General features: G+C 58.5%; 14 protein-coding genes. 3 read left to right on the top strand and 11 right to left on the bottom strand.

The window, feature by feature from the left end; translation table 11 throughout:
* Positions 1-49: 49 nt before the first annotated feature.
* The gene (gene htpG, locus LIX91_RS17330; RefSeq protein ID WP_004410339.1) at positions 50-1,957 is read right to left on the bottom strand and encodes a molecular chaperone HtpG; all 1,908 of its coding nucleotides are present in this window, start codon (positions 1,955-1,957) and stop codon (positions 50-52) included.
* Between the two features lie 313 nt (positions 1,958-2,270).
* Between htpG and LIX91_RS17325 the strand changes: the two genes are divergently transcribed.
* Positions 2,271-2,531, top strand: a complete 261-nt coding sequence (locus LIX91_RS17325) for a lipoprotein (RefSeq protein ID WP_002552985.1) — start codon at positions 2,271-2,273, stop codon at positions 2,529-2,531.
* Between the two features lie 93 nt (positions 2,532-2,624).
* On the opposite strand, the gene brnQ is transcribed toward LIX91_RS17325, so the two are convergent.
* A complete protein-coding gene (gene brnQ / locus LIX91_RS17320; RefSeq protein WP_100072597.1) occupies positions 2,625-3,938 on the bottom strand; it encodes a branched-chain amino acid transport system II carrier protein in 1,314 nt (437 codons plus the stop codon).
* 301 nt (positions 3,939-4,239) lie between these two features.
* On the opposite strand from brnQ, the gene LIX91_RS17315 reads away from it, so the two are divergent.
* A complete protein-coding gene (locus LIX91_RS17315; protein WP_100072598.1) occupies positions 4,240-4,815 on the top strand; it encodes a GNAT family N-acetyltransferase in 576 nt (191 codons plus the stop codon).
* A 96-nt stretch (positions 4,816-4,911) separates the two neighbouring features.
* Here LIX91_RS17315 and sucD read toward each other — a convergent pair whose 3' ends face one another.
* From sucD to sdhC, 9 genes are all read right to left on the bottom strand, one after another.
* Entirely contained in the window at positions 4,912-5,793 is an 882-nt protein-coding gene (gene sucD, locus LIX91_RS17310) for a succinate--CoA ligase subunit alpha (RefSeq protein ID WP_003316562.1), read from the bottom strand.
* The gene (gene sucC, locus LIX91_RS17305) at positions 5,793-6,959 is read right to left on the bottom strand and encodes an ADP-forming succinate--CoA ligase subunit beta (protein WP_003316561.1); all 1,167 of its coding nucleotides are present in this window, start codon (positions 6,957-6,959) and stop codon (positions 5,793-5,795) included. Before sucC ends, sucD begins: the two co-directional genes overlap by 1 nt.
* A 208-nt stretch (positions 6,960-7,167) precedes the next feature.
* Positions 7,168-8,604 (bottom strand): dihydrolipoyl dehydrogenase, encoded by a 1,437-nt coding sequence (gene lpdA / locus LIX91_RS17300; protein WP_003409846.1) that lies wholly within the window; start codon positions 8,602-8,604, stop codon positions 7,168-7,170.
* Positions 8,605-8,776: 172 nt separating this feature from the next.
* The gene (gene odhB, locus LIX91_RS17295; RefSeq protein ID WP_003419915.1) at positions 8,777-10,000 is read right to left on the bottom strand and encodes a 2-oxoglutarate dehydrogenase complex dihydrolipoyllysine-residue succinyltransferase; all 1,224 of its coding nucleotides are present in this window, start codon (positions 9,998-10,000) and stop codon (positions 8,777-8,779) included.
* Between the two features lie 41 nt (positions 10,001-10,041).
* Positions 10,042-12,873 (bottom strand): 2-oxoglutarate dehydrogenase E1 component, encoded by a 2,832-nt coding sequence (locus tag LIX91_RS17290; protein ID WP_003366703.1) that lies wholly within the window; start codon positions 12,871-12,873, stop codon positions 10,042-10,044.
* Positions 12,874-13,132: 259 nt separating this feature from the next.
* The gene (locus tag LIX91_RS17285; protein WP_003343563.1) at positions 13,133-13,837 is read right to left on the bottom strand and encodes a succinate dehydrogenase iron-sulfur subunit; all 705 of its coding nucleotides are present in this window, start codon (positions 13,835-13,837) and stop codon (positions 13,133-13,135) included.
* A gap of 12 nt (positions 13,838-13,849) precedes the next feature.
* Positions 13,850-15,622: a succinate dehydrogenase flavoprotein subunit gene (sdhA, locus tag LIX91_RS17280; protein WP_003419913.1), complete on the bottom strand. Its 1,773-nt coding sequence runs from the start codon at positions 15,620-15,622 to the stop codon at positions 13,850-13,852.
* A gap of 3 nt (positions 15,623-15,625) precedes the next feature.
* Positions 15,626-15,994: a succinate dehydrogenase, hydrophobic membrane anchor protein gene (gene sdhD, locus LIX91_RS17275; protein WP_003316551.1), complete on the bottom strand. Its 369-nt coding sequence runs from the start codon at positions 15,992-15,994 to the stop codon at positions 15,626-15,628.
* Positions 15,988-16,362 (bottom strand): succinate dehydrogenase, cytochrome b556 subunit, encoded by a 375-nt coding sequence (gene sdhC / locus LIX91_RS17270; RefSeq protein ID WP_003423585.1) that lies wholly within the window; start codon positions 16,360-16,362, stop codon positions 15,988-15,990. Before sdhC ends, sdhD begins: the two co-directional genes overlap by 7 nt.
* A 361-nt stretch (positions 16,363-16,723) precedes the next feature.
* Between sdhC and gltA the strand changes: the two genes are divergently transcribed.
* A complete protein-coding gene (gene gltA / locus LIX91_RS17265; RefSeq protein ID WP_002552974.1) occupies positions 16,724-18,013 on the top strand; it encodes a citrate synthase in 1,290 nt (429 codons plus the stop codon).
* The last annotated feature ends 5 nt before the right edge of the window (positions 18,014-18,018 follow it).

Raw genomic sequence — 18,018 nt, 5'->3', positions numbered from 1 at the left:
GGAACTGAAACAAAAAAACCGCCGAGGCGGGTTTCTTGTCAACCGGCTATCAAACCGACAGTTCTACCAGCAACTTGTTCAAACGGCGCACGTAAGCGGCCGGATCCTTGAGGCTGTCACCAGCGGCCAGTGCGGCCTGATCGAACAGGATGTGCGACAGATCGCCGAAGCGGTCTTCGCTCTGTTCGGCATCGAGCTTGCCGATCAATGGGTGGGCAGGGTTGAATTCGAAGATCGGCTTGGAGTCCGGCACCTTCTGACCGCTGGCTTCCAGAATCTGACGCATCTGCAGCCCCATATCCTGCTCGCCAATGGCCAGAATCGCAGGCGAATCGGTCAGACGATGGGAAACCCGCACTTCGCTCACCGAATCGCCCAGGGCGGCTTTCAGGCGTTCGATCAGGCCTTCCTTGTCCTTGGCGATCTCTTCCTGAGCCTTCTTGTCCTCTTCGGAGTCAAGATTGCCCAGATCCAGGTCACCACGCGCCACATCCACAAAGCCCTTGCCATCGAAGTCGCTCAGGTAGCTCATCAGCCACTCGTCGATACGATCGGTGAGCAACAGCACTTCGATGCCCTTCTTGCGGAAGACTTCAAGGTGCGGACTGTTCTTGACCTGTGCGTAGGATTCGCCAGTGAGGTAGTAGATCTTGTCCTGACCTTCCTTGGCACGCGCCAGGTACTCGGCCAGAGAAACGCTCTGTTCGCCGCTGTCGTCGGACGTCGATGCGAAACGCAGCAGACCGGCGATTTTTTCTTTGTTGGCGAAGTCTTCTGCCGGACCTTCCTTGAGGACCTGACCGAAGTTTTTCCAGAAGCCCTTGTACTTCTCAGGTTCGTTTTTCGCCAGCTTCTCCAGCATGTCCAGCACGCGCTTGGTCAGCGCCGACTTCATCGAATCGATGATCGGGTCTTTCTGCAGAATTTCGCGGGAAACGTTCAGCGACAGGTCATTGGAGTCGACCACGCCCTTGACGAAGCGCATGTACAGCGGCAGGAACGACTCGGCCTGATCCATCACGAACACGCGCTGCACGTAGAGCTTGAGACCACGCGGTGCTTCACGCTGATACAGATCGAACGGCGCACGCGCAGGCACGTACAGCAGCGAGGTGTATTCCAGCTTGCCTTCGACCTTGTTATGGCTCCAGCTCAGCGGGTTCTCGTAGTCGTGTGCGACGTGCTTGTAGAATTCCTGGTACTCCTCGTCCTTCACCTCGGTGCGCGGACGGGTCCAGAGTGCGCTGGCGCGGTTGACGGTTTCCCACTCCAGCGCCGGTGCCTCCTCACCTTCGGCTGCCGGAGCCTGCTCTTTAGGCAGTTCGATCGGCAAGGCGATATGGTCGGAGTATTTCTTGATGATGTTACGCAAGCGGTAGCCGTCAGCGAATTCCTCTTCACCGTTTTTCAGGTGCAGAACAATACGGGTGCCACGATCAGCCTTGTCGACGGTGGCGACTTCGAATTCGCCTTCGCCCTTGGAAGACCAGTGCACGCCTTCGCTCGCTGGCGTGCCGGCACGACGGCTGAACACTTCGACCTGATCGGCAACGATGAACGCCGAGTAGAAGCCCACACCGAACTGACCGATCAGGTGCGAATCTTTCTTCTGGTCGCCCGACAGGTTTTTCATGAAATCAGCGGTGCCGGACTTGGCGATCGTGCCCAGGTGGGTGATCACGTCTTCACGGCTCATACCGATGCCGTTGTCTTCAAGCGTAACGGTCTTCGCGTCCTTGTCGAAGCTCACACGAATTTTCAGCTCCGCGCCGCCTTCCAGCAACTCGGGCGTGGACAACGCTTCAAAACGCAATTTGTCGACCGCGTCAGACGCATTCGAGATCAATTCGCGAAGGAAAATTTCCTTGTTGGAATACAGCGAATGGATCATGAGGTGCAGCAGTTGCTTTACCTCGGTCTGGAAGCCCAGGGTTTCCTTTTGAGTTTCCACACTCATAATCATCAAACTCCGATCTGGATGGTATAAGCCGTCACGGTCAGGCAGCAGCCTGTGTGACAGCGGGTAGTCATCAAGGTGGGGGCTGGGTCGGGGATTTCAAGAGCCAATGATGCCTGGAGCGTGTTTCGTGCTTCGGGCACGAGGCGAACCCGCCTGCTCGGAGCTCGCCGGAACGGCTGATGATCGGCGCGCTTTCATCAGCCTGTAACGACCGTGAAACGGCGCCCTCCATTATTGTCGTCACGGGTGGAACTTAACCCTCGGGAGCAGGCTCTTAGGCTCGTGAATAATCAATAAGGAGAAACACCCCATGCGTAAATCTTTAGCCTATGCCTTGATGCTTTCTGCCACCCTGGGCCTTGCCGCCTGTGACAAAAAGTCCGAAAACACTCAGCAAGATGCCAACAAGGCAGCTCAGCAGTCCCAGGAGTCGATGGAAAAGGCTCAGGAAAAAGTGAATGACGCGGCCAAGGAAAGCCAGGAAGCCGCTCAGAAGAACGCTGAAGCCGCTCAGCAACGCACCAATGAAAACGCCAACAAGGCGCCAGAAGCAGCACCAGCCACCAAGTAAGGCTGACACGCTCGCAGAACTAAAAAGGCCCGCTTATAGCGGGCCTTTTCATGCAACACGGTTTTGCCTGCGCAATCGTCTAAAACCCGGCCTTCAAGCCAGTGCCTCGCTGCGCTTGCCCATTACCCTGTCCACCACCACTGCAACTGCCAGCGTGACAACAGCAGGCACCAGCCACGCAAGCCCCTGATCACCCAGCGGCAGATGGCTCAGAACATCGGGCAGCGCGTCGCCAAAACCGGCACCCTTCAGCGCATCGATCAGGCCAAACACCAGAGAAACCAGCATCACAGGTGCCACAACACGTCCCTGGCTCTGCCAGAGCTCTTTGCAGAAGCTCAGCGCGACCAGAACGATGCACGGCGGATAAATCGCCGTGAGCACCGGAATCGAAAACTGGATCAGTTTGGTCAATCCGAGATTGGACACCAGCAACGAGAACACGGCGAGGATGATCACCAGCGTTCGGTAGGACAGCGGCAGCACCTTGGCAAAGTATTCGGCGCAGGCACAGGTCAGGCCTACGGCAGTCACCAGGCACGCCAGGGAAATCAGCACGGCAAGAAAACCGCTGCCCAGCGAACCGAAGGTGTGCTGCACATACGCATGCAGAACCGCCGCGCCATTGCTGGCACCTGCGGCCACGGAGTGGCTGCCGGAGCCTAGGCGAAACAGGCTGACATACACCAGCGCCAGCCCGACCCCTGCAATCAGCCCGGCAATGATCGCGTAGCGCGTGATCAGACGGGGCGACTCGACACCGCGCGAGCGGATCGCGTTGACGATGACGATACCGAAGACCAGCGCCCCCAGGGTATCCATGGTCAGGTAACCGTTGATGAAGCCCTGGGAAAACGGCGCTACGGCGTACGCCGGCTCCGCCTCCCCTATTCCGCCTGCGGGCAAGGCGAATGCCGCGATGCCCAGTACCGCCAGCGCGATGATCTTCAGCGGCGCCAGAAAGCGCCCGACGGTATCGAGCAGGCGCCCCGGGTACAGCGACACCCAGAACACCACCAGAAAATACACCAGACTGTAGAGGAACAACGCCATCGGAGTGTCGCCGGTCAGCGGCGCCAGGCCGACTTCGAACGAAACCGTGGCGGTACGCGGAGTGGCGAACAATGGACCGACCGCCAGATAGCAGACGGCAGCGAGCGCCCCGCCGGCGATCTTGCCAATCGGACTGCTCAGGGCATCCATCGCGCCCCCGACCCTGGCCAGAGCGATCACGGTAATGACCGGCAAGCCAACCGCGGTGACCAGAAAGCCCAGCGCCGCCATCCAGACATGCGGCCCGGCCTGCAGACCCACTATAGGGGGGAAGATGATATTGCCAGCCCCGACGAACAGGGCAAATGTCATAAAACCGAGTGCCAGGATGTCCTGGCCTTTCAACACTTTCATTACGAGGGACCACACGGAATCGAAATAAGGGATGGGACGTCACCCATGAATGGGGCAGACGCAGCCCGTCGGCGTAAGACGTGGCAGTACCTTGCGAAACGCCCCTCGTGAGGGCAACGCAAAAACGGCGGACAGGGTAGCCAACTTCGCTCGAAAATGCACTGTCTCAGGGCGAGCCACCCGACGACGCACCCTTAACTGGCAGTTGCAAAAGCCGCTGTAAAACCAGAAATGCCTGACAGACCAGGCGTTTCCTAACGGATAGATTGGGCCTCCTCTCTATACCCGGCAGCTTATTTCCATGCCTGACATCATCCATCTGAGCGCGATACCCACGCCGACCCTGTACACGCCGCGCCTGGTCCTGCGGCCGTTGCAGCTTGAAGACGCCGCGGCGATGCAACACCTGTTCAACCAGTGGGAAGTGGTGCGTTATCTGACCCACCACGTGCCTTGGCCCTACCCTGACGGAGAAGCGCTGCGTTATATCCGCGAGGACGCCCTGCCAGCCATGCAGGACGGTGAAGAGTGGCACTGGTCGATTCGTCTTTGCGGCGAGCAGGATCATCTGATCGGTGCCGCGTGCATGATGGATGAGCCAGACAACAATCGCGGGTTCTGGCTCTCCCCACCATATCAGGGGCTGGGCCTGATGTCGGAGGTGTGCGTGGCCATCGACCGTTTCTGGTTTGAAACCCTGAAACGCCCCGTTTTGCGTGTGGCCAAATCGGCCTTGAATGAAGCGTCTTGCCGCCTGTCTCGGCGCGAAGGCATGCGCCTTGTAGCTATGCAGGAGGCACAGTTTGTCTGCGGGACCACCCAGGAGCAAATATGGGAGTTGACCCGTCAGGAATGGCAGATGAATAACCATCGATAGACGAAAGGACCAGGACGCCCCGCCGCCTTTTTCAGCCGCCCAAACAAAAGCCACCCGAAGGTGGCTTTTGTCGATTACCCGAAAAGCAAGCGAGGCTTACTTGGTCGGCCAACCGGTCAGCTCGGCCAGGGCCTTACCGATGTCTGCCAGGGAGCGCACGGTTTTCACGCCAGCGTCCTGCAGTGCAGCGAATTTCTCGTCTGCAGTACCTTTACCACCCGAGATGATTGCACCGGCATGGCCCATGCGCTTGCCCGGAGGCGCAGTCACACCAGCGATGTAGGAAACAACCGGCTTGGTCACGTGTGCCTTGATGTAGGCAGCCGCTTCTTCTTCAGCCGAACCGCCGATCTCACCGATCATGACGATCGCTTCGGTCTTCGGGTCTTCCTGGAACAGCTTCAGGATGTCGATGAAGTTCGAGCCCGGGATCGGGTCACCGCCGATACCAACACAGGTGGACTGACCGAAACCGGCGTCAGTGGTCTGCTTCACAGCTTCGTAAGTCAGGGTGCCGGAACGCGACACGATGCCTACCTTGCCTGGCAAGTGAATGTGACCTGGCATGATGCCGATCTTGCACTCGCCCGGAGTGATGACGCCTGGGCAGTTAGGACCGATCAGGACCACACCCAGCTCGTCGCACTTGACCTTGGCTTCCAGCATGTCGATGGTCGGGATGCCTTCGGTGATGCACACGATCAGCTTGATGCCGCCGAACGCTGCTTCAAGGATGGAATCCTTGCAGAAAGGAGCCGGAACGTAGATGACGCTGGCGGTTGCACCAGTGGTGTCTACCGCTTCTTTTACAGTGTTGAACACTGGCAGGTTCAGGTGCGTGGTGCCGCCCTTGCCTGGTGTCACGCCGCCAACCATCTTGGTGCCGTAGGCAATGGCTTGCTCGGAGTGGAAGGTACCTTGCGAACCAGTGAAACCCTGGCAGATAACCTTGGTGTCTTTATTGATCAGGACGCTCATTACTTGCCCTCCGCGGCTTTGACAACTTGTTGAGCAGCGTCGGTCAGGCTGGTAGCAGCGATGATGTTCAAACCGCTTTCTGCCAGTACTTTAGCGCCCAGCTCAGCGTTGTTGCCTTCAAGGCGAACAACAACCGGGATTTTAACGCCGACTTCTTTCACTGCACCGATGATGCCTTCGGCAATCATGTCGCAACGAACGATGCCGCCGAAGATGTTGACCAGTACTGCAGCGACGTTGGCGTCGGACAGAATGATCTTGAACGCTTCGGTAACGCGTTCCTTGGTGGCACCGCCGCCAACGTCAAGGAAGTTTGCAGGCTTGCCGCCATGCAGGTTGACGATGTCCATGGTACCCATGGCCAGACCGGCACCGTTGACCATGCAGCCGATGTTGCCTTCCAGCGCAACGTAGTTCAGTTCGAACTTGGCTGCGTGAGCTTCGCGAGGATCGTCCTGCGAAGGATCGTGGAAGCCCTTCAGCTTTGGCTGACGGTACATGGCGTTGGCGTCGATGTTGATCTTGGCATCCAGGCAATGCAGATCGCCGTCAGCCTTGATCACCAGCGGGTTCACTTCCAGCAGTGCCAGGTCATGGTCCTGGAACAGCTTGGCCAGACCGGTGAAGATCTTGGCGAACTGAGTGACCTGCTTGCCTTCCAGACCCAGCTGGAATGCCAGATCGCGACCCTGGAACGGCTGAGCGCCGACCAGTGGATCGATGGTGGCCTTGAGAATCTTTTCAGGAGTGTCGTGAGCGATCTTCTCGATGTCCACGCCACCTTCGGTGGAAGCCATGAACACGATACGACGGCTGGAACGATCGACCACAGCGCCCAGGTACAGCTCTTTGGCGATGTCGGTGCAGGACTCGACCAGGATCTTGGTTACTGGCTGACCGTTGGCGTCAGTCTGGTAAGTCACCAGGCGCTTGCCCAGCCACTGTTGAGCGAACGCTGCAGCGTCTTCTTTGCTGCGAACCAGCTTTACGCCGCCCGCTTTACCGCGACCACCTGCGTGAACCTGGGCTTTGACGACCCACTCGGTCCCGCCGATCTTGTCGCAGGCTTCTGCTGCTGCTTCCGGGGTGTCTACCGCGTAACCCTTGGATACTGGCAGGCCGTACTCAGCGAACAGCTGCTTACCCTGATACTCGTGAAGATTCATGCTTATTACCGTCTTCGTTTAGGTACTGCGCATTCGGTGCTGCACGTCGGCGTGCCGCACCACCTGTGACCGCTACTCCGGGTGGACTCCGCAAGTGCCGTGGGACACTCATGAAGCCGCCTGAGAGGTCGAGTCCGGCGCAGATTCCGCGGTAAGCCCTGCTTGCAAGGCCAACGACGGGCACTGCGCCGTGGTTTCTCTTGTTGTCTTAGCGTTTCTTGCGATTCTGGATATGGATGGCGCCGCCATTCACAGCCAGTGCAGCTTCATGCAGCGCTTCGGACAGGGTCGGGTGCGAGAAGACCATCATGCCGATGTCCTCTGCGCTGCTGCCGAATTCCATCGCGATTGCGCCCTGCTGTACCAGCTCTGCAGCGCTCGGGCCGATAACGTGAACACCCAGTACGCGATCGGTCTTGGCGTCGGCAATGATCTTGACGAAACCGCCGGTGTCGTTGGCTGCCATGGCACGGCCACTGGCTGCGAACGGGAACGTACCGACATTGACTTCAACGCCTTCGGCCTTGAGTGTCTGCTCGGTCTTGCCGACCCAGGCGATTTCCGGGTGGGTATAGATAACCGACGGGATCAGGTTGTAGTTCATCTGGGCCTTGTGGCCCTTGATGCGCTCGACAACCATGATGCCCTCTTCCGAGGCCTTGTGCGCCAGCATCAGGCCGCGCACCACGTCACCGATGGCGTATACGCCCGGTACGCTGGTGGTGCAGTAGTCATCAACGTAGATGAAACCGCGCTCATCCAGATCCACTCCGCTGTCCGAAGCCAGCAGGTCGGTGGTCACAGGGCGACGGCCCACGGCAACGATCAGACGGTCGAAGGTGATCGACTGTTCGCCGGCAGCGTCGGTGTAGCTGACCACAACCTGTTCGCCTTCGACCTTGGAACCGGTCACGCGAGCGCCCAGTTTGATGTCCAGGCCCTGCTTGTTGAAGGTTTTCAGCGCTTCCTTGGAAACCGCTTCGTCAGCGGCCGGAATGAACTTCTCCAACGCTTCCAGAACGGTGACCTGAGCACCCAGGCGAGCCCACACGGAACCCAGCTCCAGACCGATCACGCCAGCGCCGATGACGCCCAGACGCTGTGGAACCTGCTGGAATTCAAGAGCACCGGTCGAATCGACGATGACTTTCTGGTCTACCGGAGCAGGCGGAATGTCGATAGGACGCGAGCCCGATGCCAGGATCACATGGTCCGCTTCGATGATTTCGACAGTACCGTCGGCAGCGGTCAGCTCGACCTTCTTGCCAGCCAGCAGTTTGCCGTGGCCCTGCAGAGTGGTCACGCCGTTAGCTTTGAACAGGCTGGCGACGCCGCCGGTCAGGCCTTTGACGATGGTCGACTTGCGGCCGATCATCGCTGGAACGTCGATGTTCAGTTCAGAGGTCGAGATGCCATGTACGCTGAAGCCGTTCTTGGCTTCATAGAATTTCCAGGAGCTGTCGAGCAGTGCCTTGGAAGGAATGCAACCCACGTTCAGGCAGGTACCGCCGAGGGCCAGTTTGCCCTCCTTGTCCTGATACTTCTCGATGCAGGCAGTCTTGAGACCAAGTTGCGCAGCCTTGATGGCGGCAACATAACCGCCAGGGCCTGCGCCAATCACTACCACGTCGAATTTCTGGGACATAAAAAAGAATTCCTCTATAGCTGCGAGCTTTTAGCTGCAAGCTGCAAGTCAGTCCGCGTTTCATCGCGAGGCCGACTTGCGACCTATTGAATTAGGTGAAACACATCAGCCCCGACTGCTCGCCTTTCGCTTCTGACTTGAAGCTTGAAGCTTGCAGCTCGAGGCTACTCCATCAGATATCCAGCAGCAGACGAGCCGGATCTTCCAGCAGGTTCTTGATGGTCACGAGGAAGGTTACCGCTTCCTTGCCGTCGATCAAACGGTGATCGTACGACAACGCCAGATACATCATCGGGCGAATCACGACCTGACCATTGACCGCCATCGGACGCTGCAGAATGTTGTGCATACCCAGAATTGCAGCCTGTGGCGGGTTGACGATCGGCGTCGACATCATCGAACCGAAAGTACCACCATTGGTGATGGTAAACGTACCGCCGGTCATCTCGTCGATGGACAGTTTACCGTCGCGGGCTTTCTTGCCGAAGGTGGCGATGCCGCCTTCGATTTCAGCCAGGCTCATGTGCTCTGCGTTACGCAGAACCGGTACGACCAGACCGCGATCGCTGGAAACCGCTACACCGACGTCGGCATAGCCGTGGTAAACGATATCGGAACCATCGATCGACGCGTTAACTGCCGGGAAGCGTTTCAGCGCCTCGGTGGCTGCCTTGACGAAGAACGACATGAAGCCCAGACGTACGCCGTTGTGCGACTTCTCGAACAGGTCCTTGTACTTCGAACGCAGCGCCATGACTTCGGTCATGTCGACTTCGTTGAACGTGGTCAGCATCGCCATGTTCGACTGAGCTTCGACCAGACGCTTGGCAACGGTTGCACGCACGCGGGTCATCGGCACACGCTTCTCGGTGCGATCGCCAGCGGCGACGACAGGAGCAGCGGCGGCGGCAGGCTTGGCAGCAGGTGCAGCGGCCGGAGCGGATTTCTTCGCTTCAACGGCAGCAACCACGTCTTCCTTGGTGATACGGCCGTCTTTACCGGTGCCTTTGAGGCTGGCCAGGTTGATGCCGTTTTCTTCAGCCAGTTGACGCGCAGCAGGCGCAGCAATCGGGTCTTCTTCGCCAGCAGATGCAGCCGGTGCAGCGGCGGGTGCCGAAGCAGGCGCAGCAGCAGGTGCCGGAGCAGCAGATGCTGTAGCACCGTCATTCAATGTCCCGAGCACCTCGTTGGACAGGACGATGGCACCCTCTTCCTTAGTGATCGCGCCCATCACGCCGTCAGCTTCGGCCAGCACTTCGAGGACAACCTTGTCAGTCTCGATATCGACCAGCATTTCGTCACGCTTAACCGCATCGCCCTCTTTTTTGTACCACTTGGAAATGGTGCCGTCGGCAACGGATTCCGGGAAAGAGGGGGCTTTAATCTCGATAGCCATTATCTGTAATTCCTTAATTCGGTTTCTAATGCTCGAAGGCGTTAAACAGTGAAGGCATCTTGCAGCAGTTTTTCCTGCTGCTCGGCGTGCATCGACGCGTAACCACAAGCCGGAGCGGCAGAAGCATCACGACCGGCGTACTCGAGAACGAGTTCACGTTTGTGGTTGCCCATGCTGCGACGCAGGTGGTGTTGACTGCTGTACCAGGCACCCTGGTTCATCGGTTCTTCCTGACACCAGACCACATGCTGCAGGTTGGTGTAAGGCGCGATGGTTTCCATCAAATCATCTTCAGGGAACGGATACAGCTGCTCGAGGCGAACGATGGCGATGTCTTCACGCCCTTCGGCACGGCGTTTTTCCAGCAGGTCGTAGTAAACCTTGCCGCTGCACAGCACCAGACGCGTGACCTTGGCCGGATCGAGGGTATCGATTTCCGGAATGACGGTCTGGAACGAGCCTTCAGCCAGATCTTCCAGGGTCGAAACAGCCAGCTTGTGACGCAGCAGCGACTTCGGAGTCAGCACGATCAGCGGCTTGCGCAGCGGACGGATGACCTGACGACGCAACAAGTGATAGATCTGCGCCGGAGTCGTCGGTACGCACACCTGAATGTTGTGCTCGGCGCACAATTGCAGGTAACGCTCCAGACGGGCCGATGAGTGCTCTGGCCCCTGCCCTTCATAGCCATGTGGCAACAGCATGGTCAGACCGCACAGACGGCCCCACTTGTGCTCGCCGCTGGTGATGAACTGGTCGACAACCACCTGGGCACCGTTGGCGAAGTCGCCGAACTGGGCTTCCCAGATAACCAGTGCATCAGGCTGGGTGGTCGAATAGCCGTATTCGAATGCCAGTACGGCCTCTTCCGAAAGGAACGAGTCGTACAGGTCGAAACGTGGCTGACCGGAGTACAGATTCTGCAACGGGATATAGGTCCCGGCGTCTTTCTGGTTGTGCAGCACGGCGTGACGGTGCGAGAACGTACCGCGACCGATGTCCTGCCCCGTCATGCGGATCGGGTGACCTTCGAAGGCCAGTGTGGCGTACGCCATGGTTTCGGCGTAACCCCAGTTGATCGGCAAGCCACCGGCCTGCATCTTCTGGCGGTCTTCGTAGATCTTCTGAACCTGACGCTGCACGACGAAGCCTTCCGGCAGCTCCATGAGCTTGGCGGACAGTTCCTGCAGGGTCTTGAGATCGAAGCGGGTGTCGTGACGCGCAGTCCAGGCATGGCCCAGGTATGGACGCCAGTCGACGAACAATTCCTTGTTCGGCTCCTTGACCAGGCTTTTCACCACGTGCAGACCGTTGTCCAGCGCGCTGCGGTAGTCGTCGACCTTGGCCTGAACGCGGGCATCGTCGAGAACGCCGGTCTTGATCAGATGCTCGGCATACAGCTCGCGGGTGGTGCGCTGCTTGGTGATCTGCTGGTACATCAGAGGCTGGGTGCCGCTAGGCTCGTCAGCTTCGTTGTGACCACGGCGACGGTAGCAGACCAGATCGATCACGATGTCACGCTTGAACTGCATGCGGTAATCGATGGCCAACTGGGTCACGAACATCACGGCTTCCGGATCATCCCCATTCACATGGAGGATCGGTGCCTGGATCATCTTGGCAACGTCGGTGGCGTACTCGGTAGAACGCGAGTCCAGCGGGTTGCTGATGGTGAAGCCCACCTGGTTGTTGATGACGATGTGGATCGTGCCGCCCGTCTTGAAGCCGCGAGTCTGCGACATCTGGAAGGTTTCCATGACCACGCCCTGGCCGGCAAAGGCCGCGTCGCCGTGGAGGGAAATCGGCAGAACCTTGTCGCCGTTCGGATCGTTGCGACGATCCTGACGCGCACGCACCGAACCCTCGACCACTGGAGACACGATCTCCAGGTGAGACGGGTTGAAGGCCATGGCGAGGTGGACCTCACCGCCTGCGGTCATCACGTTGGAAGAGAAGCCCTGGTGGTATTTGACGTCACCGGAACCCAGCTCCACTTTCTTCTTGCCTTCGAACTCGTCGAACAGGTCGCGAGGATTCTTGCCGAAGGTGTTCACCAGTACGTTGAGGCGGCCACGGTGGGCCATGCCGATCACGACTTCCTTGGTGCCATAGGACCCGGAACGCTGAATCAGCTCGTCGAGCATCGGAATCAGGCTTTCGCCGCCTTCCAGACCGAAACGCTTGGTGCCCGGGTATTTGGTGCCCAGGTATTTTTCGAGGCCTTCAGCTGCGGTAACACGCTCGAGCAGGTGGCTCTGAATGTCAGCCGAGAACACCGGACGGCCACGAACACTCTCGAGACGCTGCATGAACCAGTTGCGCTGCTCGGAATCCACGATGTGAGTGAACTCGGAGCCGATGGTGCGACAATATGTCTGCTGCAACGCTTCATGAATTTCGCGTAGGCTCGCTTCCTCTTTGCCGATGAACAGGTCGCCGGCACGGAAGGTCGTATCGAGATCGGCATTGGTCAAGCCGTAATGATTGATCGACAGATCCGCAGGCGCAGGGCGCTGCCACAGGCCCAGCGGATCGAGTTGGGCAGCCTGGTGGCCACGCATCCGATATGCCTGGATCAGTCGCAGCACTTCAACCTGCTTCTTCTCGTGTTCGCTGCTCACACTGCCGGCGGACACCGGTTGAGCGCGGCGCTGGTTTTTGGCCAGCAACACGAAATGATCGCGAATGGTCGAGTGCGATACATCAGTGGCAGAGCTGCCGTCTGCTGGCAACTTCTGAAAGTAGGTGCGCCATTCTTCTGGCACAGCGTTAGGGTCGTGCAGGTAAAGCTCATAGAGCTCTTCCACATAGGCAGCGTTACCACCGGATAGGTGGGCACTGTTCCACATGCGCTGCATCACGCTTTCTTGCATGCTTGGTCACCCTCGGTAAGGGGACACCACCGGCGAAGACACCAGAGCAATCCTGAAATAGTCGTGTGCAGCGACTGTATCAAGTCACCAGGGATCACGCAGATAGTCCGGGTACCAGCCCGGATGCCCCTGCTGGTCTCATTTCTTCAAAATAAGAGCCGCAGCTTTGCGAGCTACTGCTCAGGTTAAAACTACGGCGCCGGTTGAAGCCTGCGCCGTAGCCACTTCAGTGTAACGGTGTAACAGATAAAGCGATGAATCAGACGCCGTTCTGCAACAACATGTTGCGTACGTGACCGATAGCCTTGGTTGGGTTAAGACCCTTCGGACAGACGTTGACGCAGTTCATGATGCCGCGGCAGCGGAATACGCTGAACGGATCGTCAAGCGAAGCCAGACGCTCACTGGTGCGAGTATCACGGCTGTCAGCCAGGAAACGGTAGGCTTGCAGCAGTGCAGCGGGACCCAGGAACTTGTCGGGGTTCCACCAGAAGGACGGGCAGGAAGTCGAGCAGCAAGCGCACAGAATGCACTCGTACAGACCATCGAGCTTTTCGCGCTCTTCCGGCGTTTGCAGACGTTCGATGGCCGGAGCCGGCGTGTCGTTCTGCAGGAACGGCTTCACCTTCTCGTACTGCTTGTAGAAGATGCTCATATCGACGACCAGGTCACGGATAACCGGCAAACCAGGCAGCGGACGTACGATCAGCTTGTTCTTGGCAACGACAGCCGACAGCGGCGTGATGCAGGCCAGGCCGTTCTTGCCGTTGATGTTCATGCCGTCGGAACCGCACACGCCTTCACGGCACGAGCGACGATAAGAGAACCCTTGATCCTGTTCTTTGACCAGGGCGAGCACGTCCAGCACCATCAGGTCCTTGCCACCGGTATCGACCTGAAACTCCTGCATGAACGGCGCGGCGTCCTGCTCAGGGTTGTAACGATAAACACTGACTTGCAACATATCGGCCACCCCTTAATAAGTCCGAATCTTGGGTTCAAAAGTCGGAACAGTCTTCGGCGAGAAGTTCACGGCACGCTTGGTCACGCGCTTGTCACCCGGGAAATACAGGGTGTGGCACAACCAGTTCTCGTCGTCGCGATCTTCGAAGTCTTCGCGAGCGTGAGCGCCGCGGGACTCTTTACGATGCTCTGCGGCAATCGCCGTGGCTTCGGCAACTTCCAGCAGGTTTTGCAGTTCAAGCGCTTCGATACGGGCGGTGTTGAACGCCTGGCTCTTGTCGTTGATCTTGACGTTGGCGATACGCACGCGCAGATCAGCCAGCTGGGCAATACCCTTCTGCATGTATTCGCCAGTACGGAACACACCGAAGTAGTTCTGCATGCAGCTCTGCAGTTCTTTACGCAGCGACGCAACGTCTTCACCGGTGGTGCGCTCGTTCAGGCCGGCAAGGCGTGCGAGGGCAGCATCGATGTCGGACTCGGAAGCGCGCGCATAATCGACGCCTTCACGCAGGGCCTGCTCCAGGTGGATACCCGCAGCGCGGCCGAACACCACCAGATCGAGCAGCGAGTTGCCGCCCAGACGGTTGGCGCCGTGAACCGATACGCAAGCCACTTCACCGACCGCGAACAGACCTGGAATGATCTGGTCGACGCCCGCCGCATCCTGGGTGATCGCCTGGCCGTGAATGTTGGTGGCAACGCCGCCCATCATGTAGTGGCAGGTCGGTACGACAGGAATCGGCGCGGTTGCAGGATCGACGTGAGCGAAGGTCTTGGACAGCTCCATGATGCCTGGCAGACGGCTGTGCAGCACTTCTTCACCAAGGTGATCGAGCTTGAGCATCACGTGATCGCCATCGGGACCACAGCCGTTACCGGCAATGATTTCCTTGACCATGGAACGCGCCACAACGTCACGACCGGCAAGGTCCTTGGCGTTCGGAGCATAACGCTCCATGAAACGCTCGCCGTGCTTGTTGATCAGGTAACCGCCTTCACCGCGGCAACCTTCGGTGACCAGTACACCTGCGCCGGCAATACCGGTCGGGTGGAACTGCCACATTTCGATGTCCTGAACCGGTACACCGGCACGCAGCGCCATGCCGATACCGTCACCGGTATTGATCAGGGCGTTGGTGGTCGACGAGTAGATACGGCCTGCACCGCCGGTCGCCAGCACGGTTGCATTGGCGCGGATGTACGAGGTTTCGCCCGTCTCGATGCAGATCGCGATGATGCCGACAAAGGCGCCATCGTTGTTCTTCACCAGATCAACTGCATAGTATTCGTTGAGGAATACAGTGCCGGCCTTCAGGTTGGCCTGATACAGGGTGTGCAGCAGCGCGTGACCGGTACGGTCGGCGGCAGCGCAGGTACGGGCAGCCTGCCCGCCCTTGCCGAAGTCCTTGGACTGGCCACCGAACGGACGCTGGTAGATACGGCCCTGCTCGGTACGGGAGAACGGCAGGCCCATGTGCTCGAGCTCGAAGACCGCTTCCGGACCTACGGAACACATGTATTCGATAGCGTCCTGGTCACCGATGTAGTCGGAGCCCTTGACGGTATCGTACATGTGCCAGCGCCAGTCATCGTTCGGATCGGCGGAAGCGATTGCACAGGTGATGCCACCCTGGGCGGATACGGTGTGCGAGCGGGTCGGGAAGACCTTGGTGACCACGGCAGTCTTGTGACCGCCCTGGGCGAGCTGCAGCGCAGCGCGCATGCCGGCACCGCCACCACCAATGATGATGGCGTCGAAAGAAAGCGCATTAATGTTAGCCATGGATCAGATACCCCAAAGAATCTGCACGCCCCAGACGAAGTAGGCGAACATCAGAACGCCACATACCGCCTGGAACAGGAAACGTACTGCAGTTGCGGACTTGCCCAGCGCCATCGGCGTCAGGTAGTCGGTCGCGATGGTCCACATGCCGACCCAGGCGTGAGCGCCAAGGGCAACGAGGGCCAGGAGACTGAAGATACGCATTCCGTTGTGAGCGAACAGACCATGCCATTGGGCGTAGCTCAGACCCGGGTGAAAGACCATGTAACCGATCAGGAAAATGAAATAAGCCGCGAGCACGACTGCGGAAACACGCTGAGCCATCCAGTCATAGAGGCCCGAACGCGACAGGTTGGTGACGTTGGTTACCATATCCATACTCCCGCCAGAAGAATCAGAATCACGGAGACCGCGATAACGATTTTGGAGCCCAGCTTGCCGCCTTCAAGCGTCTCGCCTACCCCCGAGTCCATGATGAGGTGACGAATACCGGCCACCAGGTGGTACAGCAGGGCAGACAGAAGTCCCCAGATGATCAGCTTGGCCAGCGGACTGGTCATATACGCCTTGACTTCACCAAATCCCTCTTCGGAGGCCAGCGACTTGTCCATTGCATACAGCATGATTGCAATACCGACAAAGAGGATGACACCGGAGATGCGGTGAAGGATGGACGTGTAAGCGGTGACTGGGAGCTTGATGGTCCTTAGGTCTAGATTTACAGGTCGTTGGCTATTCACGGCTTTTTTTCACACTGAAGAGCCCCTAACAATCAGGGCAAGTTGTTGGGAAGTGCACTGGTCAGGTACCCACCACCCAGGAAGTGACGACCCCCTTGAAACAGGCCAAAAGCCTCTGGCGGTCGGACGCCGAGTATAGACAGTTAGGTTACTAATGACAACGCGCAGACGTACCGCCAATAGCGGATTGCGTTGCCGCGACAAAAGGCGTAAACGGCAGTAAACCGTCTGCAAAATCCACGGCCGAGCCCTTGCGGAACACGACTTTAGGCAAATTGACTTTAGAATTTATCTCACTATAGTGATGCGGGCCCTGCGTGGGGGGCCTGTCTGATGATTTGAAGCATAAATAGGAGGCCACATGGCTGACAAAAAAGCGCAGTTGATCATCGAGGGCGCTGCCCCCGTCGAGCTGCCAATTCTGACCGGTACAGTGGGTCCGGACGTGATCGACGTACGCGGCCTGACCGCCACCGGCCGCTTCACATTTGACCCTGGTTTCATGTCCACGGCCTCTTGCGATTCGAAGATCACCTACATCGATGGTGATAATGGCATTCTGCTACACCGCGGCTACCCGATCGAACAACTGGCCGAGCAGTCCGACTACCTCGAAACCTGCTACCTGCTGCTCAACGGTGAACTGCCCACCGCCGAGCAGAAAGCCCAGTTCGTGGCCGTGGTCAAGAACCACACGATGGTTCACGAACAGCTCAAGACCTTTTTCAACGGTTTCCGCCGCGACGCCCACCCGATGGCCGTCATGTGTGGCGTAGTCGGCGCCCTGTCAGCGTTCTACCACGACTCGCTGGACATCAATAACCCGCAGCACCGCGAGATTTCCGCGGTCCGCCTGGTCGCCAAGATGCCGACCCTGGCAGCGATGGTCTACAAGTACTCCATGGGTCAACCCATGATGTACCCGCGTAACGACCTCAGCTACGCGGAAAACTTCCTGCACATGATGTTCAACACCCCGTGCGAGATCAAACCGATCAGCCCGGTGCTGGCCAAGGCGATGGACAAGATCTTTATCCTCCACGCCGATCACGAGCAGAACGCTTCGACCTCTACCGTGCGTATGGCAGGCTCTTCGGGCGCCAACCCGTTCGCCTGCATCGCAGCCGGTATCGCAGCGCTCTGGGGCCCTGCCCACGGCGGCGCCAACGAAGCGGTACTGACCATGCTCGATGAAATCGGCGATGTATCTAACATCGACAAGTTCATTGCCAAGGCCAAGGACAAGAACGATCCGTTCAAGCTCATGGGCTTCGGTCACCGCGTGTACAAGAACCGTGACCCGCGCGCCACCGTAATGAAGCAGACCTGCGACGAAGTGCTGAAAGAGCTGGGCATCACCAACGATCCTCAACTCGAACTGGCCATGCGCCTCGAAGAGATCGCCCTGACCGATCCGTACTTCATCGAGCGCTCGCTGTACCCGAACGTCGACTTCTATTCGGGCATCATCCTCAAGGCCATCGGCATTCCGACCAGCATGTTCACCGTGATCTTCGCCCTGGCGCGGACTGTCGGCTGGATCTCGCACTGGAAGGAAATGCTCTCCAGCCCTTACAAGATCGGTCGCCCTCGTCAGCTGTACACCGGCAACGTGCAACGCGACATCGTCGCCCTGCAAGACCGCAAGTAAGCGCC

The sequence above is a fragment of the Pseudomonas sp. B20 genome (assembly GCF_020515755.1).
Taxonomy (GTDB): Bacteria; Pseudomonadota; Gammaproteobacteria; order Pseudomonadales; family Pseudomonadaceae; genus Aquipseudomonas; species Aquipseudomonas syringae.
This window is presented reverse-complemented; position numbering and strand designations above follow the sequence as displayed.